Annotated in this window: 26 protein-coding genes; 15 read left to right on the top strand and 11 right to left on the bottom strand. The window is 68.4% G+C overall.

All coding sequences use genetic code 11. From position 1 onward, the window contains the following. The first annotated feature begins 157 nt into the window (after positions 1-157). Positions 158-1,528: a hypothetical protein gene (locus MZV50_RS19995; protein WP_252631028.1), complete on the top strand. Its 1,371-nt coding sequence runs from the start codon at positions 158-160 to the stop codon at positions 1,526-1,528. A 6-nt stretch (positions 1,529-1,534) separates the two neighbouring features. Here the strand turns inward: MZV50_RS19995 and MZV50_RS19990 are convergent, their stop codons facing one another. Next, positions 1,535-1,960, bottom strand: a complete 426-nt coding sequence (locus tag MZV50_RS19990) for a GFA family protein (RefSeq protein WP_436792188.1) — start codon at positions 1,958-1,960, stop codon at positions 1,535-1,537. Between the two features lie 162 nt (positions 1,961-2,122). Here MZV50_RS19990 and ccmI point away from each other — a divergent pair, with 162 nt between their 5' ends. The 9 genes from ccmI (at position 2,123) to uczS (ending at position 10,895) form a co-directional block, all read left to right on the top strand. Then, positions 2,123-3,232 (top strand): c-type cytochrome biogenesis protein CcmI, encoded by a 1,110-nt coding sequence (gene ccmI / locus MZV50_RS19985; RefSeq protein WP_252631026.1) that lies wholly within the window; start codon positions 2,123-2,125, stop codon positions 3,230-3,232. Beyond that, positions 3,229-3,717 (top strand): cytochrome c maturation protein CcmE, encoded by a 489-nt coding sequence (ccmE, locus tag MZV50_RS19980; RefSeq protein WP_252631025.1) that lies wholly within the window; start codon positions 3,229-3,231, stop codon positions 3,715-3,717. Before ccmI ends, ccmE begins: the two co-directional genes overlap by 4 nt. Further along, on the top strand, positions 3,714-5,696 hold the full coding sequence (locus tag MZV50_RS19975) for a heme lyase CcmF/NrfE family subunit (protein WP_252631024.1): 1,983 nt from the start codon (positions 3,714-3,716) through the stop codon (positions 5,694-5,696). The genes ccmE and MZV50_RS19975 overlap by 4 nt, the downstream gene beginning before the upstream one ends. Positions 5,697-5,881: 185 nt before the next feature. Beyond that, on the top strand, positions 5,882-6,286 hold the full coding sequence (locus tag MZV50_RS19970) for a cytochrome c-type biogenesis protein (RefSeq protein ID WP_252631023.1): 405 nt from the start codon (positions 5,882-5,884) through the stop codon (positions 6,284-6,286). A gap of 176 nt (positions 6,287-6,462) precedes the next feature. Next, entirely contained in the window at positions 6,463-8,040 is a 1,578-nt protein-coding gene (locus tag MZV50_RS19965) for a Do family serine endopeptidase (protein WP_252631022.1), read from the top strand. Positions 8,041-8,230: 190 nt separating this feature from the next. After that, positions 8,231-8,902: a two-component system response regulator UczR gene (uczR, locus tag MZV50_RS19960; RefSeq protein WP_252631021.1), complete on the top strand. Its 672-nt coding sequence runs from the start codon at positions 8,231-8,233 to the stop codon at positions 8,900-8,902. Between the two features lie 32 nt (positions 8,903-8,934). Next, entirely contained in the window at positions 8,935-9,162 is a 228-nt protein-coding gene (locus tag MZV50_RS19955) for a hypothetical protein (RefSeq protein WP_252631020.1), read from the top strand. 16 nt (positions 9,163-9,178) lie between these two features. Continuing rightward, positions 9,179-9,481: a type II toxin-antitoxin system RelE/ParE family toxin gene (locus tag MZV50_RS19950; protein ID WP_252631019.1), complete on the top strand. Its 303-nt coding sequence runs from the start codon at positions 9,179-9,181 to the stop codon at positions 9,479-9,481. Positions 9,482-9,488: 7 nt separating this feature from the next. Then, positions 9,489-10,895, top strand: coding sequence for a two-component system sensor histidine kinase UczS (uczS, locus tag MZV50_RS19945; protein WP_252631018.1), 1,407 nt, complete (start codon positions 9,489-9,491; stop codon positions 10,893-10,895). Between the two features lie 81 nt (positions 10,896-10,976). Here uczS and MZV50_RS19940 read toward each other — a convergent pair whose 3' ends face one another. Further along, positions 10,977-11,333 carry a hypothetical protein gene (locus MZV50_RS19940; RefSeq protein ID WP_252631017.1) on the bottom strand — a complete coding sequence of 119 codons (357 nt, stop codon included), beginning with the start codon at positions 11,331-11,333 and terminating at the stop codon, positions 10,977-10,979. A gap of 5 nt (positions 11,334-11,338) precedes the next feature. After that, entirely contained in the window at positions 11,339-13,546 is a 2,208-nt protein-coding gene (purL, locus tag MZV50_RS19935; RefSeq protein ID WP_252631016.1) for a phosphoribosylformylglycinamidine synthase subunit PurL, read from the bottom strand. 65 nt (positions 13,547-13,611) lie between these two features. Between purL and MZV50_RS19930 the strand changes: the two genes are divergently transcribed. Both MZV50_RS19930 and MZV50_RS19925 read left to right on the top strand, forming a co-directional pair. Beyond that, positions 13,612-14,226: a peptidylprolyl isomerase gene (locus MZV50_RS19930; RefSeq protein ID WP_252631015.1), complete on the top strand. Its 615-nt coding sequence runs from the start codon at positions 13,612-13,614 to the stop codon at positions 14,224-14,226. Positions 14,227-14,310: 84 nt separating this feature from the next. Continuing rightward, positions 14,311-14,490, top strand: a complete 180-nt coding sequence (locus MZV50_RS19925; protein WP_252631014.1) for a hypothetical protein — start codon at positions 14,311-14,313, stop codon at positions 14,488-14,490. A gap of 190 nt (positions 14,491-14,680) precedes the next feature. On the opposite strand, the gene MZV50_RS19920 is transcribed toward MZV50_RS19925, so the two are convergent. The 5 genes from MZV50_RS19920 to MZV50_RS19900 all read right to left on the bottom strand — a co-directional run bounded on the left by MZV50_RS19920 (position 14,681) and on the right by MZV50_RS19900 (position 19,465). Then, a complete protein-coding gene (locus MZV50_RS19920; protein ID WP_252631013.1) occupies positions 14,681-16,615 on the bottom strand; it encodes a CocE/NonD family hydrolase in 1,935 nt (644 codons plus the stop codon). Positions 16,616-16,725: 110 nt separating this feature from the next. Continuing rightward, on the bottom strand, positions 16,726-17,388 hold the full coding sequence (gene purQ, locus MZV50_RS19915; protein ID WP_252631012.1) for a phosphoribosylformylglycinamidine synthase subunit PurQ: 663 nt from the start codon (positions 17,386-17,388) through the stop codon (positions 16,726-16,728). Between the two features lie 55 nt (positions 17,389-17,443). Further along, complete coding sequence (locus MZV50_RS19910; RefSeq protein ID WP_252631011.1) at positions 17,444-17,929, bottom strand: DUF3291 domain-containing protein; 486 nt, start codon at positions 17,927-17,929, stop codon at positions 17,444-17,446. A gap of 74 nt (positions 17,930-18,003) precedes the next feature. Then, on the bottom strand, positions 18,004-18,183 hold the full coding sequence (locus tag MZV50_RS19905) for a rubredoxin (RefSeq protein ID WP_252631010.1): 180 nt from the start codon (positions 18,181-18,183) through the stop codon (positions 18,004-18,006). Between the two features lie 7 nt (positions 18,184-18,190). Continuing rightward, positions 18,191-19,465: a cytochrome P450 gene (locus MZV50_RS19900; protein ID WP_252631009.1), complete on the bottom strand. Its 1,275-nt coding sequence runs from the start codon at positions 19,463-19,465 to the stop codon at positions 18,191-18,193. Positions 19,466-19,548: 83 nt separating this feature from the next. Between MZV50_RS19900 and MZV50_RS19895 the strand changes: the two genes are divergently transcribed. After that, positions 19,549-20,172, top strand: a complete 624-nt coding sequence (locus MZV50_RS19895) for a TetR/AcrR family transcriptional regulator (RefSeq protein ID WP_252631008.1) — start codon at positions 19,549-19,551, stop codon at positions 20,170-20,172. Between the two features lie 28 nt (positions 20,173-20,200). Here the strand turns inward: MZV50_RS19895 and MZV50_RS19890 are convergent, their stop codons facing one another. Beyond that, a complete protein-coding gene (locus MZV50_RS19890) occupies positions 20,201-20,761 on the bottom strand; it encodes a dihydrofolate reductase family protein (protein ID WP_252631007.1) in 561 nt (186 codons plus the stop codon). Between the two features lie 190 nt (positions 20,762-20,951). On the opposite strand from MZV50_RS19890, the gene MZV50_RS19885 reads away from it, so the two are divergent. After that, positions 20,952-21,287 (top strand): hypothetical protein, encoded by a 336-nt coding sequence (locus MZV50_RS19885; RefSeq protein WP_252631006.1) that lies wholly within the window; start codon positions 20,952-20,954, stop codon positions 21,285-21,287. 88 nt (positions 21,288-21,375) lie between these two features. On the opposite strand, the gene purS is transcribed toward MZV50_RS19885, so the two are convergent. Then, complete coding sequence (gene purS, locus MZV50_RS19880; RefSeq protein WP_252631005.1) at positions 21,376-21,615, bottom strand: phosphoribosylformylglycinamidine synthase subunit PurS; 240 nt, start codon at positions 21,613-21,615, stop codon at positions 21,376-21,378. A 53-nt stretch (positions 21,616-21,668) separates the two neighbouring features. After that, a complete protein-coding gene (gene purC, locus MZV50_RS19875; RefSeq protein WP_223393904.1) occupies positions 21,669-22,427 on the bottom strand; it encodes a phosphoribosylaminoimidazolesuccinocarboxamide synthase in 759 nt (252 codons plus the stop codon). A gap of 376 nt (positions 22,428-22,803) precedes the next feature. On the opposite strand from purC, the gene MZV50_RS19870 reads away from it, so the two are divergent. Then, positions 22,804-23,121, top strand: a complete 318-nt coding sequence (locus MZV50_RS19870) for a DUF1476 domain-containing protein (RefSeq protein ID WP_252631004.1) — start codon at positions 22,804-22,806, stop codon at positions 23,119-23,121. Positions 23,122-23,386 lie beyond the last annotated feature (265 nt).

Here is a 23,386-nt window from a genome sequence, read left to right as displayed (position 1 = left end):
GCCGATCGCGGCGACTTGTCGCGATCGTTTGACGGCCCGTTACGGCGCTTTCAGGCTAAACCTCTGGTAGACAAAGACTTTCCAGTCGCGACATCTCGTTGCGCCGCGCGGGAATTTTGGCGCGTTTCGGAAATCCTTAACCTCGTTTCGAACATGGTTGACGTCCGTCGGCCGTGCGAGTCCGACACGGGGGACCATGGCCGCTATCGCCGCGCACAAACTGCAGATCATCCGGACGCTGGTGGAAACCGCTCCGGACGCGGCGCTGCGCAGCCTCGAGCTCGCCCTGTCCGGCGCCGGGGCGCAGGGCGCCCTGGCCCTGGTGCGCGGTCTGATCGAGGACGAGACCACCAGCCGCTTCGTCCGCAACAACGTCCTGGCCCCGATCGTCCCGCTGTGCGGCCGCCGCGTGGAAAGCGGCGTGGCGTTCCCCAGCCCGGTGCTGTCGCGCCTGTGGAAGGCGCTGAAGATCATCGCGCCGGACCGCGTCGAGGAAGCGGCGGCCAAGTGTAATCCGTGGGACCTCGAGAACGGCGTGCCCGAGGTCTTCGACGACCTGTGCAAGGCCGCCGCCGCCGGCCTGCGCGATCCGCAGAACGCCACCTTCGACAGCGTGCGCTCGCTGTGCGATCCCGAGCATCTGGCCCTGTGCCTGCAGGTGTCGACCATCGCCCGCACCTGCCTGCCCAAGCTGGCCGAATGGGTCAGCCGCATGTCGGACGAGCGCGCCTTCGCCGCCAAGCTGGCCTATCGCGACGCCTGCCGCATCAGCGACGACGCCGGGCCGCTGCTGCTGGACGTGCTGTCGGCCCACCTGCCCGACGAGTGGCGCATCATGCGGGTGATCTCGGCGGTCATGGACCGACCGACCGACCGCTACCTGGCCTCGTCCGAGGTGCGCGAGTTCGGCGAGCGCATCCTGGCCGACATCGACGCCTCTATCGCCCGGATCGAGACCTTCAACTTCGCCGAGGGCGAGACGGCCGGTCGCGGCGCCGCCCAGGGCGCCCACCGCGCGCAGCTGCAGATCGTCGAGTTCCAGCAGTCGGTCGACATCGCCAAGGACGGCCCCTGGGGCAAGCGCCTGGCGCGCCACAAGCAGCAGATGGCCAAGGTCTGCGAGCAGCGCATGGACCAGGCCGACAAGGAACTGGAAAAGGCCCTGCCGACCCGCCCGATCTCGATGATGTCCAAGAAGGGCAGCAAAGGCGCGGCGCGGCTGACCGAGGAGCCGGATCAGGCGATGATCCTGCGCGCCCAGTCGGCCCTGGCCTTCATCGCCGAGCTGCGCTCGTGCGCCGACAAGGCCGGCTACGGCACCTCGCGCAACAAGGTCCTGGAAAAGCTGAACAGCCGCCTGGACCCCTATATCGAGGACGTCCTGCACGTGGCCCGCACGGGCGACGGCGGCGACTCCGGCCTGGCCGTGAAGTACCTGGACGTCGCGGCCGGCTTCATCGCCTACACCCGCGACGACAAGACCGCCGAGATCGTGCGCCGTCGCGCCGCGGCGGCGATCGCGGCCTGACAGGCCCTAGGGCGCCGCCTGGACCGGATGGCCGGCGAATTGGACGGCGTCGTCGCAGATCGGACGCCAGGCCGGCTTTTCCGCCACGAACTCGTGAAACCGGAGGCGGACCTGTGGGTCGTCGTCCAGGCAATCGGCGTTGATCGGGAACGACGCGCCCGCGCCGGGCTCGCCCAGCGCCGTGCCGCAGCGTCGGCAGAAGCAGCGATCGTACTGATAGGGCGGTTGGGCCTTCAGGCGCTGAACCTCGGCCTGGCCCTTGACCCACTGGAACGTTTCGGCCCGGACGAAGACGAAAGTGCTGGCGCCGATTTTCCGGCAGCGGCCGCAGTGACACGTCGCCATCATCGTCGGCGGTTCCGACGGGCGGAACGCGATCTCGCCGCACGCACAACTGCCTCTGATCACGTCCTGCCCCCTGTCGGCCGTCATCGGCCCGTAGATGAGGGGTCGCACGGCGCAGCTGACACCGTTGTGGCAGGATGGGCCCGGCGATGGCGGTGATCTTCGTCTTTCCGGACGCGACGGCTAAACCGCGCCCCTTACGCACTTTTCCTACTAACGGCGGACGCGGGAACAAGCTAACACGCGGCTATGATCGCTTTCTGGATCGCAGCGACGGGGCTGTCGGCCGTGACGGCGGGCCTGGTGCTGCGTGGCGCGGCCCGCGCCCGGCCCGTCGACGACGCCCAGACCCGGCTTGAACCGCATCGCCGCCGCCTGGCCGAGGTCGAGCGCCTGGCCCTGGACGGCCTGCTGGCCCAGGACGAGCTGAAGGCCGCCCGCGCCGAGGCCGGTCGCGGCCTGCTGGCCGCCGCCGACCAGTCCGAGACCTGGAGCCGTGACGGCAAGGGGCCGCGCAAGATCGTGGTCGCCGCCCTGGGCGCGGCCTGCGTCGCCGCCGTCGGCGCCTATGTCGCGCTGGGCCATCCCGAGATGGCCGACCAGCCCTATGCCAAGCGTGTGGACGAATGGAAGGCCGCCGACCCGTCGACCCTTGAGCCCGCGCAGATCGCCGCCGTGCTGGAAGGCGTCGCCGCCGAGCGACCCAAGGACGCCGAGCCGCTGGTGTTCCTGGCCAAGGCCCGCGCCGCCGGCGGCGACCTGGCCGGCGCCGAGGCCGCCCTGCGCCGCGCCGTCCGCGTCGCCCCCAAGCGCGCCGACATCTGGAGCCTGCTGGGCGAGACCTTCGTCATGGAGGCCAAGGGGAGCGTCGGCGCCGACGCCAAGCTGGCCTTCGGCGAGGCGCTGAAGGTCGATCCGAAGGACCTGCGGGCCCGCTACTACCTGGCCCGTGGCAAGATCGCCGACGGCGACGTCAAGGGCGGCCTCGCCGACTGGCGCGCCCTGGCCGAGAGCCTGCCGTCGGGGGATGCGGGCCACGCCGCGCTGCTGCAGGAGATCGCCCGCGTCGAGAACACCGGCGGCCTGCCGGACGCCGCGCCCGCCGCGAACGAGAACCCGGAAGTGAAGGGCATGATCGCCGGCATGGTCGAGGGCCTGGCGGCGCGCCTGGCCCAGGCGCCCGACGATCCCGACGGCTGGGTGCGCCTGGTCCGCGCCTACGCCGTGCTGGGCGAGACCGCCAAGCGCGACGCCGCGCTCGCCTCGGCCTCCGCCCGCTTCAAGGACCAGCCCAAGGTGCTGTCGGCCCTGCGCCAGGCCGCCGACACGCCCGCCCAAGCCAAAGTCGCCACGCCATGAGTTTCTGGCCCAAGTCCCGCAAGGCGCGCCGCCGCCTGACCATTCTGCTGGCCGTCGCGCCGGTGCTGGCCCTGGCCGTGGGCCTGGCCTTGTACGGCCTGCGCGACAGCATCTCGCTGTTCTACACCCCCGCCCAGGCCCAGGAGGCCCATGTCGAACCGGGTCGCAAGGTCCAGCTGGGCGGCCTGGTGCAGCACGGCAGCGTGGTCAAGCATCCCGGCGGCGACGTCGAGTTCGTGGTCGCCGACCAGAAGGCCACCGCCAAGGTGACCTATCACGGCGACCTGCCCGACCTGTTCCGCGAGGGGCAGGGGATCGTGGCCGAGGGCACGTTCGACGAGCGCGGCGTCTTCGTGGCCAAGCAGGTGCTGGCCAAGCACGACGAGCGCTACATGCCGCGCGACGTCGCCAAAGCCCTGAAGAAGCAGGGCGAGTGGCGCGGCGACGGTGCGCCGGCTCCCGCCTACGGAAAACCGACCACATGATCGTCGAGCTGGGCGCCTTCGCCGTGATCCTCTCGCTGATGCTGTCCATCGCCCAGACGGGCCTGTCGGCCGCCGGCGGCGCGCGGCGCTCGCCGGTGCTGGCGGGCGCCGGACGCGGCGCGGCCGTGGCGACGTTCGTGGCGGTGCTGGTGGCGTTCGCGGCCCTGATCCACGCCTTCGTCGGCTCGGACTTCTCGGTCGCCAACGTCGCGGCCAACTCGCACACCGCCAAGCCGCTGCTCTACAAGGTGGCCGGGGCCTGGGGCAGCCACGAGGGCTCGATGCTGCTGTGGTGCGTGGTGCTGACCGGCTACGGCGCGGCCATGGCCTTCTTCGGCGACAGCCTGCCGCCGCGCCTGCGGGCCTACGCCATCGCCATCCAGGGCGCGCTGGGCGTGCTGTTCCTGGCCTATACCGTCTTCGCCTCGAACCCGCTGGAGCGCCTGCTGGACCCGCCGATCGAGGGGCGCTCGCTGAACCCGCTGCTGCAGGACCCGGCCCTGGCCTTCCACCCGCCGTTCCTCTACGCGGGCTATGTCGGCTTCTCGGTGGTCTATTCGCTGTCGCTGGCGGCCCTGATCGAGGGCCGCATCGACGCGGCCTGGGCCCGCTGGGTGCGGCCCTGGACCCTAGCGGCCTGGAGCCTGCTGACCGTCGGCATCACGCTGGGCGCCTTCTGGGCCTATTACGAGCTGGGCTGGGGCGGCTGGTGGTTCTGGGACCCGGTCGAGAACGCCAGCTTCATGCCCTGGCTGATCGGCGCGGCCCTGCTGCACTCGGCCATCGTCACCGAGAAGCGCGGCGCCCTGCCGGGCTGGACCGCGTTCCTGGCCCTGGCGGCCTTCACCTTTTCGATGCTGGGCGCCTTCCTGGTGCGCTCGGGCGTCCTGACCAGCGTGCACGCCTTCGCCGTCGACCCGACGCGCGGCGTCTTGCTGCTGATCATGATGGGCGTGGCGGCCGGCGCCGGCTTCCTGCTGTTCGCCCTGCGCGCCCCGACCCTGAACCCCGGCGGCCAGTTCCGCACCATCAGCCGCGAGAGCGCCATCGTCCTGAACAACATCCTGCTGTCGACGGCGACGGCGGTGGTGCTGCTGGGCACCCTCTATCCGCTGATCCGCGAGGCCATGGACGGCGAGGCCGTCTCGGTCGGCGCGCCGTTCTTCAACCTGACCTTCGTGCCGCTGATGGTGCTGGCTTTCGCCGTGCTGCCGGCCGGGCCCCTGCTGGCCTGGAAGCGCGGCGACGCCAAGGGCGCGGCCCGCAAGCTGTGGGTCGTCCTGGCGGCGGCCGCCGTGCTGGGCCTGGTCGCCTACGGGATCGTCCAGCCGCGCAAGGCCCTGGCCAGCGGCGGCCTCGTCGTCGGCTTCTGGCTGCTGGGCGGGGCGCTGCTGGAGATGGCCGACCGCCTGAAGCTGTTCCGCACCCCCGCCGGCGAGAGCGCTCGCCGCGCCCGTGGCCTGCCGCGCGGCGCCTGGGGCACGACCCTGGCCCACGCGGGCCTGGGCATCTTCGTGCTGGGCGCGTCGTTCGAGACCGCCTGGCGGGTCGAGGCGGCCCAGGCCCTCAGCCTGAACGGGACCCAGCCCCTGGGCGCCTATACCCTGACCCTGACCGACGTCGGCACGGTCGAGGGGCCCAACTACCTGGCCGAGCGCGGCGTGGTGAAGGTCACCGACAAGTCCGGCGCTGTCGTCTGCCGCGCCGAACCCGAGCGCCGCTTCTACCCGACCGGCGCGCAGACCACCTCCGAGGTCGCCATCTGCCCGCGCGTGCTGGACGACATCTACGTCGTGCTGGGCGAGCGCCGGGCGGGCGAGGGCGGCAAGCCGGCCTGGCTGGTCCGCGCCTATGTGAACCCCTGGGTGCGGCTGATCTTCCTGGGCCCCCTGATCATGGCCATCGGCGGCGTCGTCTCGCTGTCGGACCGCCGCGTGCGCCTGGGCGTGGGCAAGCGGGCGGGCGAGGTGGTGTCGTGAGGTGGGAAGGTTTCCACCTTCCTCCCCCTTTGGGGGAGGGGGACCGCCGAACGGCGGTGGAAGGGGCCTGCCGCGCCATCCTCAACTGGATCACTCGCCCCCTCCGGGCCTTCGGCCCTCCTCCCCCGAAGGGGGAAGAAGGACGCGGGCGGGCCCTCGCCATCGCCCTCTCCGCCCTGGCCCTGATGGCCGGGGCCTCGGACCCGTCCGAGCGGCTGCCCGATCCGGCCCAGGAGGCGCGGGCCCGTGACCTCTTCAAGGAGGTCCGCTGCCTGGTCTGCCAGAACGAGTCGATCGACGATTCCGAGGCTCAGCTGGCCGGCGACCTGCGGCGGATCGTCCGCGAACAGGTCAAGGCCGGGCGCACCGATCGCGAGATCCGCGCGTTCCTTGTGCAGCGGTACGGCGAATTCGTGCTGCTGAGGCCGGTGTTCTCGGCCGGCAACGCCGTGTTGTGGCTGGCGCCGGTGGGCGTGCTGCTGGTCGGGGGGGCGCTGATGTTCGGCCTCCTGCGCCGCCGCGAGACCGAGACGACAGAGCTTTCGCAGGACGAGGAAGAGCGCGTCAGGCGCCTGCTCGAAGACGATTGACACGATTGCGCCGAAAAGGAGCCTCAAGAAGCGCCTTTCGGATGACGGAAAGATAATTCGAGAACCATTGCACCTTTTATTGTCGGGACTAGGTTCTGAAGACGACTGGGATCGCGCGCCGGGCGCGCGGTTGACGCGAAAGGGACCGCGCGGATCGCGCGGATGAGGAAAGACGAATGACCGCTAGGAAGTCGGGTTTCATTGTAGGCGCCGTTGCTGGCGCGGGCGTGGCCTGCGCGGCCCTGGCGGGCGTGGGCATGCGGATGGGGACGGCGGCCGCCGAGGCCCCGGCGATCCGCGCCTCGATGGCCGGCGCGCCGGCCTTCGCCCCGCCGCCGGGCGCGCCGATGTCGTTCGCCGACATCTTCGAGAAGGTCTCTCCCGCGGTCGTCCAGATCAACGTGACCTCCAAGGCCTCGCCGCAGGGCCTGCGCATCCCGGGCCTGGAAGGCTTCGACATCGTGCCGCGCGGCCAGAAGGGCAAGCCGGGCCAGAAGGACGGCCAGGAGGACGACGGCGACAGCCCCGCCACGCCGAAGCAGCAGTCGGCCGGTTCGGGCTTCTTCATCTCGGCCGACGGCTACATCGTCACCAACAACCACGTCGTGGCCGACGCCGACGACATCCAGGTGGTGATGAAGGACGGCCGCGAGCTGAAGGCCACCCTGGTCGGGCGCGACGAAGGCACCGATCTGGCCGTGATCAAGGTCATCGACCCCAAGGCCAAGGGCGCCGACTTCCCGTATGTGAACTTCGAGAACCAGGCCAAGCCGCGCGTCGGCGACTGGGTCATCACCATCGGCAACCCGTTCGGCCTGGGCGGCACGGCCACGGCCGGCATCATCTCGGCCTATGACCGCGACCTGGGCGACCAGACCTCGTCGTTCGTCAACTACATCCAGATCGACGCGCCGATCAACCGGGGCAATTCGGGCGGTCCCAGCTTCGACATCTACGGCCGGGTGATCGGCGTCAACAGCGCCATCTACTCGCCGTCGGGCGGCTCGGTCGGCATCGGCTTCGCCATCCCCGCCGACATCGCCGAGGGCGTGGCCAAGCAGCTGATCTCGGGCGGCAAGGTCGTGCGCGGCTACATCGGCGTGACCATCCAGGACTTCGGCGCCGACGCGGCCGAGGCCCTGGGCCTGAAGGACGTCAAGGGCGCGATCATCAGCGAGGTCGTCGCCGGCGGCCCGGCCGCCAAGGCCGGCCTGCTGCCCGACGACATCCTGACCGCCGTCAACGGCGTGGCCGTGGCCAACCGCTCGGAACTGACCCGCGAGGTCGCCAAGGCCCGTCCGGGCGAGACGATCAAGCTGTCGATCATCCGCGACGGCAAGCCGCGCGCCGTCGACATCAAGTCGGGCACCCGTCCGGCCGAGGGCACGCTGGCTCAGAACGACGACGATCAAGGCCAGGACGGCGCCACGCCGGCTCCGGGCCCCGCCGCCCAGCGCGTCGAGGCCCTGGGCCTGACCCTGGGCGCGATCGATCCGGCCTCGCGCCAGACCTACAAGATCGACAGCGAGATCAAGGGCCTGCTGATCACCGGCGTGAAGGGTGACAGCGACGCGGGCGAGAAGGGCCTGGCCAAGGGCGACGTGCTGGCCAACATCAACGGCGCGGCGGTCACCAGCGTGGCCGACGTCAACGCCGCCGTGGCGAACGCCAAGAAGGCCGGCCGCAGCAGCGTGCTGGTCAAGGTGATCCGCCAGAACCGTCCGGTCTTCGTGCCGCTGAAGATCGCGCCGTAGGCGGATAGATCTCCAGATAGACAGAGCCCCGTTCCGGTCCGCCGGAGCGGGGCTTTTTCGTATCTGTCCAAGGTTTAAGTTACGGCGGTCGCCGAAACCGCTATTGCAAGAGCAACTATCGCGCGATGCGCGGAATCGCGAGAACGTCCAGCGTTCCGCTGTTTCGCCCGAGCGCATGAGGGGCTCTACGATGCGTATTCTGATTATCGAGGATGACCTGGAAGCCGCCGGCGCCATGGCGCATGGCCTGAAGGAGGCCGGCTACGAGGTCGAGCACGCCCCCGATGGCGAGGCCGGCCTGGGCGTGGCCCAGAAGGGCGGCTTCGACGTCCTGATCGTCGACCGGATGATGCCCAAGATGGACGGCGTCCAGGTGGTCGAGACCCTGCGCCGCGAGGGCGACCAGACGCCCGTGCTGTTCCTGTCGGCCCTGGGCGAGGTGGGCGACCGCGTCACCGGCCTGCGCGCCGGCGCCGACGACTACCTGGTCAAGCCGTACGCCTTCCCCGAGCTGATGGCCCGGGTCGAGGCCCTGTCGCGCCGCCGCGAGACCGGCGCCGTGGCCACGACCCTCAAGGTCGGCGAGCTCGAGATGAACCTGATCAACCGGACGGTCCATCGCCAGGGCAAGGAGATCGACCTGCAGCCGCGCGAATTCCAGCTCCTGGAGTTCATGATGCGCCACGCTGGCCAGTCGGTGACTCGCACCATGCTGCTGGAGAAGGTCTGGGAATACCACTTCGACCCGCAGACCAACGTCATCGACGTGCACATCTCGCGCCTGCGCAGCAAGATCGACAAGGGCTTCGACCGGGCCATGCTGCAGACCGTGCGCGGCGCCGGCTACCGGCTGGATCCGTAGGCGATCGCTCGGGGCCGTGGTAGGATCAGACCATGAACAAGCCCGCCAGGCCCGAGATGGATGACCGCGAGCCGCTTGACGATGGCCTGGGTCCGACGCCGACCGAAGCCGAGCGTGATGCTTGGTACGCTCAAAACCGGGAGGCCATCGTCGCGCTGGTCGAGGAAGGTTTTGCCGAGATCGAGCGGGGCGAATTCGACGAGCGAAGCTTCGCCGAAATCATCGCCGAAGGCGTCAAAAGGAACGGCGCCAAGCGCTGAACGGGGAAACAGCAGCGTGGGGCGCGTTCTGAGATCCAGCTTGGCCGGCCGCGATCTCGACCGTATTTTCAGGGATATTTCCGCCAACAATGGCGACAGCGTCGCGGTCGCCCAACTGAACCGAATTGAGGCTGCGCTCGAACGATTGGGCTCCTTTCCCAATTTGGGCCGAGACCGATCAGACTTGTTGCCGGGGCTTCGAGCTCTGTCGGTGAAGTCCTGGGAGGTCTTCTATCGCGTGCGGGACGAAGACGTTTTGGTCTCCCGCGTCCTCGATGGCCGCATGAACCTCGCCGCCCAATTCGGCAAGAAGACTTAAGAATCCCATGCGACTGCCGCGCCTTCTCCGCACCACGCCGTTCCGGCTGACCCTGCTGTTCCTGGCCCTGTTCGCGGCGGCCGCCAGCGCCTTCCTGGGCTATATCTACGTGGCCACGGCGGGCGAGGTGAACCGCCGCTCCCAGGCCGAGATCAGCCGCGAGTTCGAGAGCCTGGAGGCGGCCTATCGCCAGGGCGGCGTCGACGCCCTGAACCAGACGATCGTCGAGCGGGCCACGGGCGAGCGGCCGTTCCTGTACTTTCTGGCCGACAAGACCGGCAAGCGCATCTCGGGCTCGATCGAGGAGTCGCCGGTCAGCGACTTCAATGGCGACGGCCCACAATGGGCCAGCTTCAAGGTCACCGAGACCGACCTGGACGGCGCGGAGGTCAAGGCCGCCGCGCGCGGCGTGCAGCAGCGGCTGGAGCACGGCGAGATCCTGTTCGTCGGGGCCGACGTCGATGCCTCCGAGGCCTATGTCCGCAAGATCGTCCGGGCCCTGTGGGGCGCGGGGGCGCTGGTTATCCTGCTGGGCATGTCGGGCGGGGTGCTGATCAGCCGCAATGTCAGCCGCTCGATGCAAGGGCTGGTGGACGTGGTCAACGACGTCCGCGCCGGCGACCTGCACGCCCGCGCCCGGGTGCGGGGCACGCGCGACGAATATGACGAGCTGGCCGAGGGCCTGAACGACATGCTCGACCGGATCGAGCGCCTGATGGGCGGCCTGCGCCACGCCGGCGACGCCATCGCCCACGACCTGCGCTCGCCGCTGACCCGCCTGCGCGCCCGCATGGAGGTGGCCCTGATCGACGCCGAGAACGGCAAGGGCGACCCGGTGGCGGCGCTGGAGACCGCCCTGCAGGACGCCGATGGCGTGCTGAAGACCTTCAACGCCGTGCTGGCCATCGCCCGCCTGCAGGCCGCCGGCTCGGCCCCCGACCAGCGTCAGTTCGATGCCTCGGAGCTGGCCACCGACATGGCCGAACTCTACGAGCTGTCCTGCGAGGACAAGGGCCTGGACTTCAAGGCCGAGATCGTTCCGGCCCTGCCGATCAAGGGCAATCGCGAATTCCTGGCCCAGGCCCTGGCCAACATCCTGGACAACGCCATCAAATACACCCCCGAGGGCGGGGCGATCATGCTGCGCGCGCGGCGCACCTCGTCGGGCGAGCTGGAGTTCTCGGTCACCGACACCGGCCCCGGCGTGCCCGAGGCCGACCGCGCCCGGGTGATCCAGCGTTTCGTCCGCCTGGAGAACAGCCGCAGCGAGCCGGGCGCCGGCCTGGGGCTGTCGCTGGTCAGCGCCGTCGCCGTCTCGCACGGCGGCCGCCTGGAGCTGGCCGAGGGCCCCGGCGAGTTCAACGGCATGGGCCCAGGCCTGCGCGTGGCGCTGGTGCTGCCACGGGTGGAGTAGGGGCGGGGCTGGGCCTATGTCGCGTTAGTCCCCTCCGGCCCTCTGGGCCACCTCCTCCGCATGGCGGGGGAGGAGAAGCCCTCAGTCGACGCAGATCGCGCCGGTCGTCTTGCCGTTGACGACCTTGGCGTAGCAGCCGAATTGGCGGTTGGTCTTCTGGCACGCGCCGGTGACGTTCTCCTGGGGCTCCAGGTTGCCCTCCAGGACGCAGGCGCCCTCGCACTGGCTCTTGTCGGTGCAGGCCTTGCCGGCGTCGGCATAGGGGATCACGCAGGTCGGGATCTGGGCCTTGCCGACCGGCTGGATCGAACCGCCCTTGGCCGAGCACTGGGCGGCCAGGGTCTGGGCCGAAGGCGCGGCCGGTTCGGCGGTCGGGGCGCAGGCGCTCAGCATCAGAGCGGCGACGGCGGCCAAGGCGGGGAGGGGGAGGAGACGCATGCGGATCAGGCCTTCGGAGCGTTCATGTAGCCCGGCAGCCAGGCTTCGTGGGCCGTGCGCAGGGCGTCCAGGGAGACGCTGAAAAGGTCCTTGGAGGCGAAAGCGTTCCCGCCCGCGACGCCGGCGAGGTTGGCGTGGACGCCGGCCTCCTTGGCCACTTCCAGCACCGCGTCGGGGTCCGGGGTGGCGATCAGGTAGCGCGCCTGGTCCTCGCCCAGCAGGTACGGGTGGGCGTGGGCCTGGCTGGTGGCGTTCAGGGTGACGCCGACCTTGCTGGCCAGGGCGATGTCGGCCGCGGCGACCAGCAGGCCGCCGTCCGACAGGTCGTGGACGCCCGCGACCAGGCCCGAGCTTATCAGGCCACGCACGAAGTCGCCGTTCTTGCGCTCCAGGGCCAGGTCGACCGGCGGCGGCGCGCCGTCCTCGCGGCCCAGGATCTCGCGCAGATAGATCGAGGCGCCCAGTTCGCCATGCGTCTCGCCGATCAGCACCAGGGTGTCGCCCTCGGTGACCGAGCCGAAGCCGGTGCGCAGGTCGTAGTCTTCCAGCAGGCCCACGGCGCCGACGGTCGGGGTCGGCGGAATGGCGACGCCGTTGGTCTCGTTGTAGAGGCTGACATTGCCGCTCACGACCGGGAAGTCGAGCGCGCGGCAGGCCTCGGCCATGCCGTCGGTGGCGCGCACGATCTGGCCCATGGTCTCGGGCTTTTCGGGGCTGCCGAAGTTCAGGTTGTCGGTGATGGCGATCGGCAGGGCGCCGGCCGCCGTCAGGTTGCGCCAGGCCTCGGCGACGGCCTGCTTGCCGCCCTCGTAGGGGTCGGCCTGGACATAGCGCGGGGTGCAGTCGCTGGTGACGGCGATGGCCTTGCCCGAGCCGTGGATGCGGACGATGCCGGCGTCGCAGCCAGTGGCGCTGTCTTCCAGCGTGTCGGCCATGACGTGGCGGTCGTACTGCTCCCACAGCCAGCGCTTGGAGGCCATGTCGGGACAGCCGACGATCTTGAGAACGGCCTGGTTCCAGTCGGTGGGGCCGGGGATCTTGCCGGGGTCGAGACGCTCGTCGAGCTTGGGCTGCACCCACGGACGGTCATACAGCGGCGCGTCGTCGAACAGCGGGGCCAGCGGCACGTCGCAGACGGTCTCGCCATGATGCTTCAGCACCAGGCGGCCGGTGTCGGTGGTGTAGCCGATGACGGCGGCGTCCAGGCCCCACTTCTCGAAGATGGCGTGGCCGTCCTGCTCGCGGCCGGGCTTCAGGACCGCCAGCATGCGCTCCTGGCTTTCCGACAGCATCATCTCGTAGGCCGACATGCCGGTCTCGCGCTGCGGGACCATGTCCATGTTCAGCTCGATGCCGACGCCGCCCTTGCCGGCCATCTCGACCGACGAGCTGGTCAGGCCCGCCGCGCCCATGTCCTGGATCGCGGCGACGGCGCCGGTGGCCATCAGCTCCAGCGTGGCTTCGATCAGCAGCTTCTCGGCGAAGGGGTCGCCGACCTGGACGGTGGGTCGCTTCTCTTCGCTATCCTCGGTGAATTCGGTCGAGGACATGGTCGCGCCGTGGATGCCGTCGCGGCCGGTCTTGGAGCCGAAATAGACGACCGCCAGGCCCGGGCCCGGGGCGGCCGAGTAGAAGATGCTGTCGGCCTTGGCCAGGCCCACGCACATGGCGTTGACCAGGATGTTGCCGTTGTAGCCCTTGTGGAAGTTGGTCTCGCCAGCGACCGTGGGCACGCCCACGCAGTTGCCGTAGCCGGCGATGCCGGCGACCACGCCGTCCACCAGGCGCTTGGTCTTGGGGTGCTCCGGATCGCCGAAGCGCAGGGCGTTCAGCAGGGCGATCGGCCGCGCGCCCATCGTGAAGACGTCGCGCATGATGCCGCCCACGCCCGTCGCCGCGCCCTGATAGGGCTCGATGTAGGACGGGTGGTTGTGGCTCTCCATCTTGAAGATGATCGCGTCGCCGTCGCCGATGTCGATGACGCCGGCGTTCTCGCCGGGACCGCAGATCACCCGCGGCCCGTCGATCGGGAACTTCTTCAGCTGGTTCTTCGAGGACTTGTACGAGCAGTGCTCGGACCACATCACCGAGAACACGCCCAGCTCGACGAGGTTGGGCTCGCGGCCCAGCCGCTTCAGGACGACGTCATATTCGGCGGGTTTCAGGCCGAATTCGGCGGCCAGTTCGGCCATGGGCTTTTGGGGCGTGCTCATGGGCGCGCCTTCTAACCCGGTCGGTCAGATTCCGCTACATGGGATGATCATCGCAGGAGCGCCGAATGAGCTTCGACCGTCGTACTTTCTTGGTTGGCCTGGGCGTCCTGGGAGGGGCCGCGCCGCTGACGGCCGCCCGTCGCGATCGGACGGTGCGGGTGCGGCTGGTCACCGAGCGGGGGACGATCGTCCTGGCGCTGTATCCCGACCGCGCCCCGATCACCGTCGCCAACTTCCTGGCCTATGCCGACAAGGGGCTGATGAAGGGCGGAGCGTTCTACCGCACCGTCTCGCCCAAGAACGACAACAACCCGGCCACGATCAGCGTGATCCAGGGCGGGCCGGGCGATGGCGGCCAGCGGCTGCCGCCGATTCCGCTGGAGACGACGAAGCGCACCGGCCTGCGTCATACCGATGGGGTGATCTCAATGGCGCGCGACACGCCCGGCTCGGCGACCTCGGAATTCTTCATCTGCCTGGGCGACAATCCGTCGTTGGACTACGGCGGCGCGCGCAACAAGGACGGCCAGGGTTTCGCGGCCTTCGGCAAGGTGGTCGAAGGCATGGACGTGGTCCGCGCCATCCACGAGGCGGCGACCGAAACGCGGGCCGACGACCCCTACATGAAGGGGCAGATGATCATGAAACCCGTGAGAATTCTGGAGCTTAGCCGGAATTAAGCGACTCCGCCGTAGGAACAGGGCGAGTCCCGGGCCGTTTTGTCATCGTGCGCCGTGAGCGCGCGGTGAAAAGGAGTAAGGCCAATGGCTGACAACAACCGGAACCCGCAGCAACAGCAGAATGACCAGCAGCGCCGAGCGCCCGGCCAGCAGCAACAGCAGGGCCAGGAACGCCAGGATCAGCAGCGCCAGAACGAGCAGGGCCGCAATCCCGGCGGTCAAGCCAACCCACAGGACGAAAACGTCAGGCGCGGCGACCGCTGACCTGAAGATTTCCTCTCCGTAGAAGGAAGGGCCGGCGGATGGTCACCGCCGGCCCTTTTTTACGCTCGGTTACTTGCCCCCTCCGCGCCTTTGGCGCTCCTTCCCCGGAGGGGGAAGAAGGAGAACCTTCCGCCCGCCCTTGGGGGCGGACGACCGCGAAGCGGTCAGGTGGGGGGAGGACTTTCGCCGTCTATTTCGCTTCCACCACCGGCAGCTCGATGAAGCTGGCCGTGTCGCCCGCGTGGAACACCCGCTGTGTCGCCTTCACGTAGTCGGTCGGCTTGGCGAAGAAGATGTTGGGCACGAAGGTCTGCGGATTGCGGTCGTAGAGCGGGAACCAGCTGGACTGGACCTGGACCATGATCCGGTGGCCCGGCTGGAAGGTGTAGTTCGCGGTCGGCAGGATGAACTGGTACTTCAGCGGCTTGCCGGGCGTCAGGGCCTTGGGCTGGCTGAAGCTCTCGCGATAGCGGCCGCGGAAGATGTCCATGCCCACGGCCAGCTCATAACCACCCAACTCCGGCTGGCTGGGGACCTCGTCGGGGAAGACGTCGATCAGCTTGACGACCCAGTCGCTGTCCGTGCCGCTGGTCGAGGCGACCAGGTTCACCTTGGGCACGCCGGCGATCTTCAGGGGCTCCTTGAGCGGTTCGCTCGTATAGGTCAGGACGTCGGGACGGCCGTCGACCCCGCGCTGATCGGTCACCAGCCAAGGCGTCCAGCGGCTGCGGTCGGAAAACTGCATCGGGCGCGGGATGTACGGCACCGGCTTGGCCGGATCGGCGACGTATTCGTCATAGGCCGCCGCGCCCTTGGCCGCCGCCGGGGCGGTGAAGGACAGGCCGCCCTTGGCGTCCAGATAGAGGTTCTTGCCGGCCTTGGCCTCGGTCCCGCCCTGAGGCCAGCTGGCGTAGCGGTTCCACTTGTTCTGGCCCGGGTCGTAGATCAGCACCGGCGGCGTGTCGGCCTTGGGGCCGTCCTTCAGGTGCTGGTCGAAGAAGGGCTTGAGCACGTCGCGGCGGAACTGCAGGGCGGTGTCGCCGTCCCATTTGAACGGGCCCAGGTTGTAGCCGTCGTAATTGACCTGGCTGTGCCGCCAGGGGCCCAGCACCAGGTAGTTCATGTCGTTGTTCGTGTCCTTGGACTCCAGGGCCGGATACGAGTGCACCGCGCCCCAGATGTCCTCCTGGTCCCACAGGCCCTGGATCCACATGGTCGGCACCTTGAGCGGCGTCTTGGCCATGGTCTTGTCCAGCGCCTGTTCGCTCCAGAAGCTGTCATAGGCGGGGTGGGCGAACAGCTTCTGGACCCAGGGCAGTTTGTCCAGGCCGTGGTTCCTGGCGTAGTCGCCGGCCGAGCCCTCGCGCAGGAAGTTGGAATAGTCGTCGTAGCCCTGGCGCTGGACGCTGTCGCCCGCGCCGCGCACCGCCGTCTGGCCGCTGAAATAGTCGAAGTTGATCTGGCGGAACGCCCCGTACTGGAACCAGTCGTCGCCCATCCAGCCGTCGACCATCGGGCTCATCGGGGCGGCGGCTTGCAGGGCCGGGTGCGGATTGACCAGGGCCATCACCACCGTGAAGCCCTCGTACGAGCTGCCCAGCATGCCGACCTTGCCGTTGGTCTCGGGCACGTTCTTCACCAGCCAGTCGATGGTGTCGTAGGCGTCGGTGGAGTGGTCGACCTCGGACGAGTTCAGCGGCCCTTTCAGCGGCCGCGTCATCACATAGTCGCCCTCCGAGCCATACTTGCCGCGGATGTCCTGGAAGACGCGGATATAGCCGCCGTCGGCCACGAACGGCTCGTCGCCCTGCGGCAGGGCGGCGACCATGCGCGGGCTGTCGGCGCGCGCGGCGCGCTTGGCGGCGTTGTAGGGCGTGCGGGTCAGCAGGATCGGCAGGTTCTTGCCGCCCTTGGGGACCACGATGACGGTGTACAGCTTGGTCCCGTCGCGCATCGGGATCATCACGACGCGCTTGTCGTAGTCGGCGTTGACCGGGGTGGCGACGTACTTGCCGTCGATGTCCGGCGTCATCGCGGTGATCTGCGCGTGAGCGGCGGCGGTCGCGAAAACGGATATGGCCGCCGCGGCCAGCAGGCCGCCGCGCAGGGTGGAAACGAGATTCATGGATTGGCCCTCCAATAGTGGAGGCACCTTAGGCTCGGGCCTGGCGAGCTGCTACACTATAACAGCGCTCGCCCGCCCACTTTTTGTCCGTGAGCGGAGGCGTGCGCCCGTCAGGCGCTCTGGAAGATGCTGCGGAACAGCACCGCGCCGTCTTCCGAGCCCAGGTCCGCGTCGAAGGCCCGGTCGGGGTGGGGCATCAGGCCCAGGACGTTGCCGCCCTTGTTGACGATGCCGGCGATCGCGCGCGCCGAGCCGTTCGGGTTTTCCTGATAGCGGAACACCACCTGGCCCTCGCCCTCGATCCGGTCGAGCGTTTCCTCGTCGGCGAAGTAGTTGCCCTCGCCATTGCCGACGGTCATCACCGCCTGGCGCTGCTCGCCATAGCCGGCGGTGAAGCGGGTCTGGCCGTTGACGATGTCCAGGCCAACCGGCTTGCAGACGTACTTGAGGCCGGCGTTGCGCAGCAGGGCGCCGGGCAGCAGGCCCACCTCGGTCAGCACTTGAAAGCCGTTGCAGATGCCGACGACGGCGACGCCGTTGTTCGCGGCCGCGACGACTTCCTTCATGACCGGGCTCTGGGCCGCCATGGCGCCGCAGCGCAGATAGTCGCCGTACGAGAAGCCGCCGGGCAGGACGATCAGGTCCAGGTCGTCCGGCAGGGCCGTCTCCTGGTGCCAGACCATCTCGACGCGGGCGCCGGCGGAGCGCTCGATGGCGACCTTGCAGTCGCGGTCACAGTTCGAACCGGGGAATACGACGACGGCGGCTTTCATGGCGCGGGCCTGTAGCACCGTTCGCGCGGGATGTCAGGCCCGCGCGGCGGGAAAGTCAGGCGCATTCGTCCAGCTCGGGCTGGACGGGTTCGCCGGTCGGGGCCGGGAAGGGAGCCTTGAACGTAAAGGCCGCCGGCGTGGGGCCGTGGGTCTCCAAAAGCGCCAGCTTCTCCAGCGCCTCCTCGACGGTCGGGGTGTGTCCGGCTGGAACCCACCATAGCGCCATGTAGAGGTCCATGTGCTCGAACCACTCGCGGCGGCGACGCATGATCTCGATGTGGCCGCTACGATAGACGAAGGCGCCCAGGGAGGGGATGTCCGCCCAGACCGACAGGTTCGGAATGAACAGCGGGTCGTCGTCGATGGCCAGGTCGGTGGCGTTGTTCCCGTCGCCCTTCAGGCGCCAGACGAAGCCGGGCGAGCCTTCGGCCAGGGCGTTGATGCGGTCGAGATTGTCGGCGAAGTCCTTGATCATCGGATGATCGATCGGCGCCTTCAGTCGTCCGACATTGACCTGGGCCAGCTGGAATTTCGCGCTCATCGACGGTCTCCCTTCCGTGTCGCGCCGAACATTGTGTTGCGAAGCTTCCGGCGGAAGGGGACCGGTCGAATTTCCTAGAGCTCGATCATGTCGAAGTCGGACTTGGGCGTGCCGCACAGCGGGCAGATCCAGGTCGCGGGCAGGTCGGCCCAGCGCGTGCCGGGGGCGAGGCCCTCGTTCGGATCGCCTTGTTCTTCGTCGTAGAGGTAGCCGCAGGTGCGGCACTGCCAGACCTTGTAGGGCGCCGCGCTCATCGCCGCCTCAATGCATCTTGAAGCGGATCGGCACCGACTTCGGGCCGCAGACGAAGTTGGCGACCATGCGGGTGGGCGTTCCGTCCAGCTCGACCTTGTCGAGGCGGGCCAGCAGTTCCTCCCACAGCACCCGCATCTCCATCCGCGCCAGATGCTGGCCCAGGCAGACATGGGCGCCATAGCCGAAGGCCACGTGCTTGTTGGGCGTCCGGTCGGCGCGGAAGGTGAAGGGATCCTCGAACACCGCCTCGTCGCGGTTGCCGGACGGGTAGGACAGCATCATCCAGTCGCCCTTGGCGATCTTGCGGCCCGCCAGCTCGGCGTCGGCCGTGGCCGTGCGCATGAAGTGCTTCACCGGCGTCACCCAGCGGATCGATTCCTCGACCAGGCCCGGGATCAGCGACGGATCGGCCTTGACCCGCGCGAACTGGTCGGGGTTCTCGGCCAGGGCCCACAGCGCGCCGGCGGTGGTCGAGGAGGTGGTGTCGTGACCGGCCGTGGCGGCGATGATGTAGTAGCTCATCGCCTCCAGGTGCCCCATCGGCTCGCCGTCGATCTTGCCGTTGGCGATCAGGCTGGCCAGGTCCTCGCGCGGCTTGGCGCGGCGGTCCTCGGTGATGGCGTTGAAGTACATCATGAAGTCCATGACGACCGACTGCAGGCTGGCGATGCCTTCATCGACGTCGGTCATCGACTTTCCGGCGCGGTTCAGCTCGGGATCGGCGTTACCGAACAGTTCCTGGGTCAGCTTCAGCATGCGCGGCTCGTCGGCCTCGGGCACGCCCAGAACCTCCATGATCACGTGCAGGGGATAGAGGAAGGCCACGTCGCGAGCGAAGTCGCAGCGGTCGCCATGCTCGGCCATGCGGTCGATGAAACCGCGCGCGATCTCGCGGATCCGCGCCTCCAGCGCCCGCAGGTTCTGGGGCAACAGCGCGCCCTGGGTGATCTTGCGATAGGCGAAGTGGTCGGGGTTATCCATCTGGACCAGCGACCGGACCAGGTGCGGCGAGCCGCCCATCATTTCGCGGACCTTCTTGTCGGCCTCGATCGTGGTCACCACCGTGGCGCGGTCGCCATTGTGGAACAGCGCGTTCTGGCGCTCGACCTCCAGGATGTCGGCGTGGCGGGTGACCACCCAGAACGGATCGAAGCCATCGGGCTGGGCCATCTCTAGGGGCGCCTCGCGCCGCAGCTGGGCGAAGGCGCGGTCGACGCGGTCGCCATCGGCATAGGCCGTCGGATCCACGATGGTGTTGGCGATGTCGGTCGGGATCGTCATGGCGCTTCCTCGTTCCTCCCGCGGCGGCTCTCTGGCCGCTCTGCTATTTACTTGTTGTCCAACAAATAACTATGGTCCGCAAGATGAACTCGGCCCTTAAGGCGTCCGCGCGCCGCACCCAGACCGACCGCCGCCTCCAGTCCGAGAGCGAACTGCTGCGCGCCGCCGCCGAACTGATCGCGCTGCGGGGCGTGGCGGCGGCGACGTTCGAGAACATCGGGCTGCGGGCCGGATACAGCCGTGGCCTAGTCACCCAGCGTTTCGGCTCCAAGCAGGGGCTGATCGAGGCCCTGATCGCCCGCCTGCAGGCGCGGATGGAGGCGCTGCTGGACGCGCGCCACCTCGACGCGCTGGACGGTCTGGAAGCGGTGCTGGGCTTCGTCGACATCTTCCTGAGCAACCTGGCGGAGGACGGCGAGATGCGGGCCTATTTCGTGCTGATGGCCGGAGCGGTCGCCGACGTCTCGGAGCTGCGCGCGCCGTTCGCGGCCGCGCACAAGGACGTCGAGGTGCGGCTAGAGGCCCTCTTCCTGCGCGGCCAGGCGCAAGGCGTTATCCGCGCCGGGCTGAACGCCGACGCGGCCGCGCTGATGGTGGGGGCTTTGCTGCTGGGCCTATCGACCCAGTTGCTGGTCGATCCCGGCATGGACCTGGAGCCCATCCGCGAGACCAGCCTGGCGGCGTTGCGCGCCAGCTTCGCCGCCTGAGGGGACGACTGGAGGGGGCGACTGGCCGCTATCGGTCCGCGCGCCTGTAATGCATGGCGACCGCGCCGCAGCGGAGGGGCTTGGCCGAGATCAGTTCGAGCCGTCGTGCGCCGGGCAACCCGCCTTGGTAGAGGGTCGGTCCATGGCCGGCGATCCTGGGATGGACAAGGAACTGGTAAGCGTCGATCAGGTCCAGCCGGTCCAGCTCGGTCGCCAGCTTGCCGCTGCCAAGGAGCACGCCAGCCGGGGTCGCGTCCTTGAGCGCCTGAATGCTCGTGCGCAGGTCGCCCACGACGGGGTGGCTGTTGGTCCACGGGAAGGCCGTACGCGTCGAGGACACGACGTATTTGGGCTTGGTTTCCAGCTTGATGGCCCAGTCGCGCACCGCCGGCGGAGCCTCCAGGTCGCCGCGGGCGACGGCGGGCCAGTGGCTTTCCATCATTTCGTAGGTGACGCGACCCCACAGCATCGCGCCGTTCTCGTCCATGAGGCGGGTGAAGAAGGCGTGGGTCTCGTCGTCGGCTATGCCCTCCTGGTGGTCGACGCAGCCGTCCAGGGTGACGTTGATGCTGAAGGTCAAGAGGCCCATGCGGCGAGCCTAAGCCATCCGACGAAGAACACGTAGCCCCATGGCTCGCGGTCGATGTCGAACCTTCGCGCGGCGGGAGGCTATTCGACGCCGTCCTCGGATCCACGTCCGCCGTGCGGTGCTGACCCGGCGGATTTGTTGCGGACAATCCCTCGACCAGCTTAATCTCGGGAAGACTGGAGGCCGTGTCATGACGCAAGCGGTGGTCGCGATCGTGGCGATAGTGACCTTGGGGCTTCTCACGGCGATGTCGCTGCGTGCGAACCGTCGTTTCAAGAGGGAGCGTCAGCTACCGATGCAATGGTGGCTCGATGGCTCCGTGACCTGGACCGCGCCCCGTCCGGTCGCGCTGGCGTTCATGCCGGTGCTAGCCGCGGTCTGCCTGGCGCCGGCGCTCTTCCTGAAGCCGAAGCCGGGTCAGGAACACCTCGCGATACCCGTCGTCATCTTGACCGCGCTCGTCATCCTCGGCGTTCACGCGCTTCACCTCTGGCTCATCCGGGGAACCGTGCAGGGGCGAAGCTAGCGTGAGGCGGCGCCCGTCACTTCGGGGCGAGAATGACGGCCTGTTGAGTTAGGGCGCTGCTTGTCGACGCCGGCGCGCGACCGGTCGTTCAGGCCACGTCGATGCGGTAGCTTTCGATGACCGTGTTGGCCAGAAGCTTGTCGCACATCGCCTTGACCTCGGCCTTGGCGGCCTCGGCGTCCGTGGCGTCCAGGTCGAACTCGATCACGCGGCCGACGCGGGCGTCCTTGACCGACGGCCAGCCCAGGCCATGCAGGGCGTTCTCGACGGCCTTGCCCTGGACGTCGAGCACGCCGGGCTTCAGGAACACGTGGACGGTGGCTTTCACTTACAGTTTCTCCCTCGCCGCGCGCGGCGCCGCGATATTCCCGATCCGGACAGTTAGTGCACGCCGCCTTGGATGACGGTCGGCATTTCCTTCATGATGCCGAGGCGGCGGGCCACCTCGGTATAGCTCTCGATGACGTTGCCCAGGTCCCGGCGGAAGCGGTCCTTGTCTAGCTTCTCGTTGGTGGCGACGTCCCAGAGGCGGCAGCTGTCGGGGCTGATCTCGTCGGCCAGGATGATCCGCGAGAAGTCGCCCTCGTAGACGCGGCCGAACTCGACCTTGAAGTCCACCAGGGTGATGCCGACGCCGCTGAACAGGCCCGACAGGTAGTCGTTCACCCGCAGGGCCATGGCCATCATGTCATCGATCTCCTGGGTGGCGGCCCAGTTGAACGCGGTGATGTGCTCTTCGGAGACCATCGGGTCCCCGAGCTTGTCGTCCTTGTAGTAGAACTCGATGATCGAGCGGGGCAGAGGCTGACCCTCGGTCAGGCCCAGGCGCGTGGCGATCGAGCCGGCGGCGATGTTGCGCACCACGACCTCGAGCGGGACGATCTCGACTTCCTTGATCAGCTGCTCGCGCAGGTTCAGGCGGCGGATGAAGTGGTTCTGGACGCCGATCCCGTTCAGGCGAGTCATGATGTACTCGCTGATCCGGTTGTTGATGACGCCCTTGCCTTCCAGGATCGCCTTCTTCTGGGCGTTGAAGGCGGTCGCGTCGTCCTTGAAATACTGGATCAGGGTGCCGGGCTCGGGGCCCTCGTACAAGATCTTGGCCTTGCCTTCGTAGATCTTCTTGCGACGGGTCGTCATGGCTCTCGTCGAGGCCCTTCTGGAAGCGCGCGCCCGCTTGAAGAAACGAAAAGCGCGCGCGGCGGATAGCTGCGCGCGGCGTTCGACTCAAGGCCGCTCACTAAAAAATGTCCTGTGGAACCTACCCGAATGAGCGCGACCGCGCAAACAAACCCGGGTCTTTTGGTCTATGGTCGGGCGGGAAACGTCGACTGCGGCTTATCCGCCGATTGCGGCGGAGACCGCCACGATATATGCAGCCGGCGTAAGAGCATGATCGAAGAAAGTGGACGCCGGTTTCGGCGACCATCATGCTCTAAATGTTTAGAATTGGAGCCTGCCGCGGCCGGATGGACTTATCTTGCCGCGACGGACTCTAGGCGACTTTGGGGCCTTCATGACCACCTTCGACGAACGCGAACAGGGTTTCGAACGTAAGTTCGCGCACGACCAGGAAATCGAATTCAAGGCGACCGCGCGCCGCAACCGCCTGCTGGGCGAATGGGCGGCCGGCCTGATGGGCCTAGCGACGGTCGAGGAATATGCGCGCGCCGTGGTGAAGTCCGACTTCGAACAGCCGGGCGACGAGGACGTGCTGCGCAAGGTTTTCGAGGACCTGAAGGGCTCGGGCGTCGCCACGACCGAAGGCGAGGTCCGCATGAAGATGCAGGAACTGCTGGCCGTGGCCCGCGAACAGATCAAGGCCGGCGAGTAGGCCTCGGCCCGCCTTGACGTTCTGAACGAGGCCGCCCCTTCGGGCGGCCTTTTTCATGTCCGGAGCTGACGCCGATCAGAGTTCAGCTTCGAGGCGCTCCAAAATCCGTCTCCCCGGCGAAAGCTGGGGCCCAGATCGAACCCATGGGCGTTTACCGGCAGGCGAGGCGAAAAGGCGCGTCAGCTCCAACCTCTCCGGATGAATCTGGGCCCCGGCTTTCGCCGGGGAGACGGGGCCGGGGCTGGTTCCGGCAGGATGCCGAATG

The sequence above is a fragment of the Caulobacter segnis genome, assembly GCF_023935105.1.
GTDB classification, from domain to species: domain Bacteria; phylum Pseudomonadota; class Alphaproteobacteria; order Caulobacterales; family Caulobacteraceae; genus Caulobacter; species Caulobacter segnis_B.
This window is presented reverse-complemented; position numbering and strand designations above follow the sequence as displayed.

Excerpts from the sequence above, each read along its gene's own strand:
- MZV50_RS19925 (WP_252631014.1), top strand. The coding sequence starts at position 14,311 with ATGGCTGACAACAACCGGAACCCGCAGCAACAGCAGAATGACCAGCAG.
- MZV50_RS19970 (WP_252631023.1), top strand. The coding sequence starts at position 5,882 with ATGGCCGGGGCCTCGGACCCGTCCGAGCGGCTGCCCGATCCGGCCCAG.
- MZV50_RS19885 (WP_252631006.1), top strand. The coding sequence starts at position 20,952 with ATGACGCAAGCGGTGGTCGCGATCGTGGCGATAGTGACCTTGGGGCTT.
- ccmE (WP_252631025.1), top strand. The coding sequence starts at position 3,229 with ATGAGTTTCTGGCCCAAGTCCCGCAAGGCGCGCCGCCGCCTGACCATT.
- MZV50_RS19930 (WP_252631015.1), top strand. The coding sequence starts at position 13,612 with ATGAGCTTCGACCGTCGTACTTTCTTGGTTGGCCTGGGCGTCCTGGGA.
- purQ (WP_252631012.1), bottom strand. The coding sequence starts at position 17,388 with ATGAAAGCCGCCGTCGTCGTATTCCCCGGTTCGAACTGTGACCGCGAC.
- uczR (WP_252631021.1), top strand. The coding sequence starts at position 8,231 with ATGCGTATTCTGATTATCGAGGATGACCTGGAAGCCGCCGGCGCCATG.
- MZV50_RS19965 (WP_252631022.1), top strand. The coding sequence starts at position 6,463 with ATGACCGCTAGGAAGTCGGGTTTCATTGTAGGCGCCGTTGCTGGCGCG.
- purC (WP_223393904.1), bottom strand. The coding sequence starts at position 22,427 with ATGACGACCCGTCGCAAGAAGATCTACGAAGGCAAGGCCAAGATCTTG.
- MZV50_RS19990 (WP_436792188.1), bottom strand. The coding sequence starts at position 1,960 with ATGACGGCCGACAGGGGGCAGGACGTGATCAGAGGCAGTTGTGCGTGC.
- MZV50_RS19940 (WP_252631017.1), bottom strand. The coding sequence starts at position 11,333 with ATGCGTCTCCTCCCCCTCCCCGCCTTGGCCGCCGTCGCCGCTCTGATG.
- uczS (WP_252631018.1), top strand. The coding sequence starts at position 9,489 with ATGCGACTGCCGCGCCTTCTCCGCACCACGCCGTTCCGGCTGACCCTG.
- MZV50_RS19895 (WP_252631008.1), top strand. The coding sequence starts at position 19,549 with ATGAACTCGGCCCTTAAGGCGTCCGCGCGCCGCACCCAGACCGACCGC.
- ccmI (WP_252631026.1), top strand. The coding sequence starts at position 2,123 with ATGATCGCTTTCTGGATCGCAGCGACGGGGCTGTCGGCCGTGACGGCG.
- MZV50_RS19900 (WP_252631009.1), bottom strand. The coding sequence starts at position 19,465 with ATGACGATCCCGACCGACATCGCCAACACCATCGTGGATCCGACGGCC.
- MZV50_RS19870 (WP_252631004.1), top strand. The coding sequence starts at position 22,804 with ATGACCACCTTCGACGAACGCGAACAGGGTTTCGAACGTAAGTTCGCG.
- MZV50_RS19975 (WP_252631024.1), top strand. The coding sequence starts at position 3,714 with ATGATCGTCGAGCTGGGCGCCTTCGCCGTGATCCTCTCGCTGATGCTG.
- MZV50_RS19910 (WP_252631011.1), bottom strand. The coding sequence starts at position 17,929 with ATGAGCGCGAAATTCCAGCTGGCCCAGGTCAATGTCGGACGACTGAAG.
- MZV50_RS19955 (WP_252631020.1), top strand. The coding sequence starts at position 8,935 with ATGAACAAGCCCGCCAGGCCCGAGATGGATGACCGCGAGCCGCTTGAC.
- purL (WP_252631016.1), bottom strand. The coding sequence starts at position 13,546 with ATGAGCACGCCCCAAAAGCCCATGGCCGAACTGGCCGCCGAATTCGGC.
- MZV50_RS19905 (WP_252631010.1), bottom strand. The coding sequence starts at position 18,183 with ATGAGCGCGGCGCCCTACAAGGTCTGGCAGTGCCGCACCTGCGGCTAC.
- MZV50_RS19890 (WP_252631007.1), bottom strand. The coding sequence starts at position 20,761 with ATGGGCCTCTTGACCTTCAGCATCAACGTCACCCTGGACGGCTGCGTC.
- MZV50_RS19920 (WP_252631013.1), bottom strand. The coding sequence starts at position 16,615 with ATGAATCTCGTTTCCACCCTGCGCGGCGGCCTGCTGGCCGCGGCGGCC.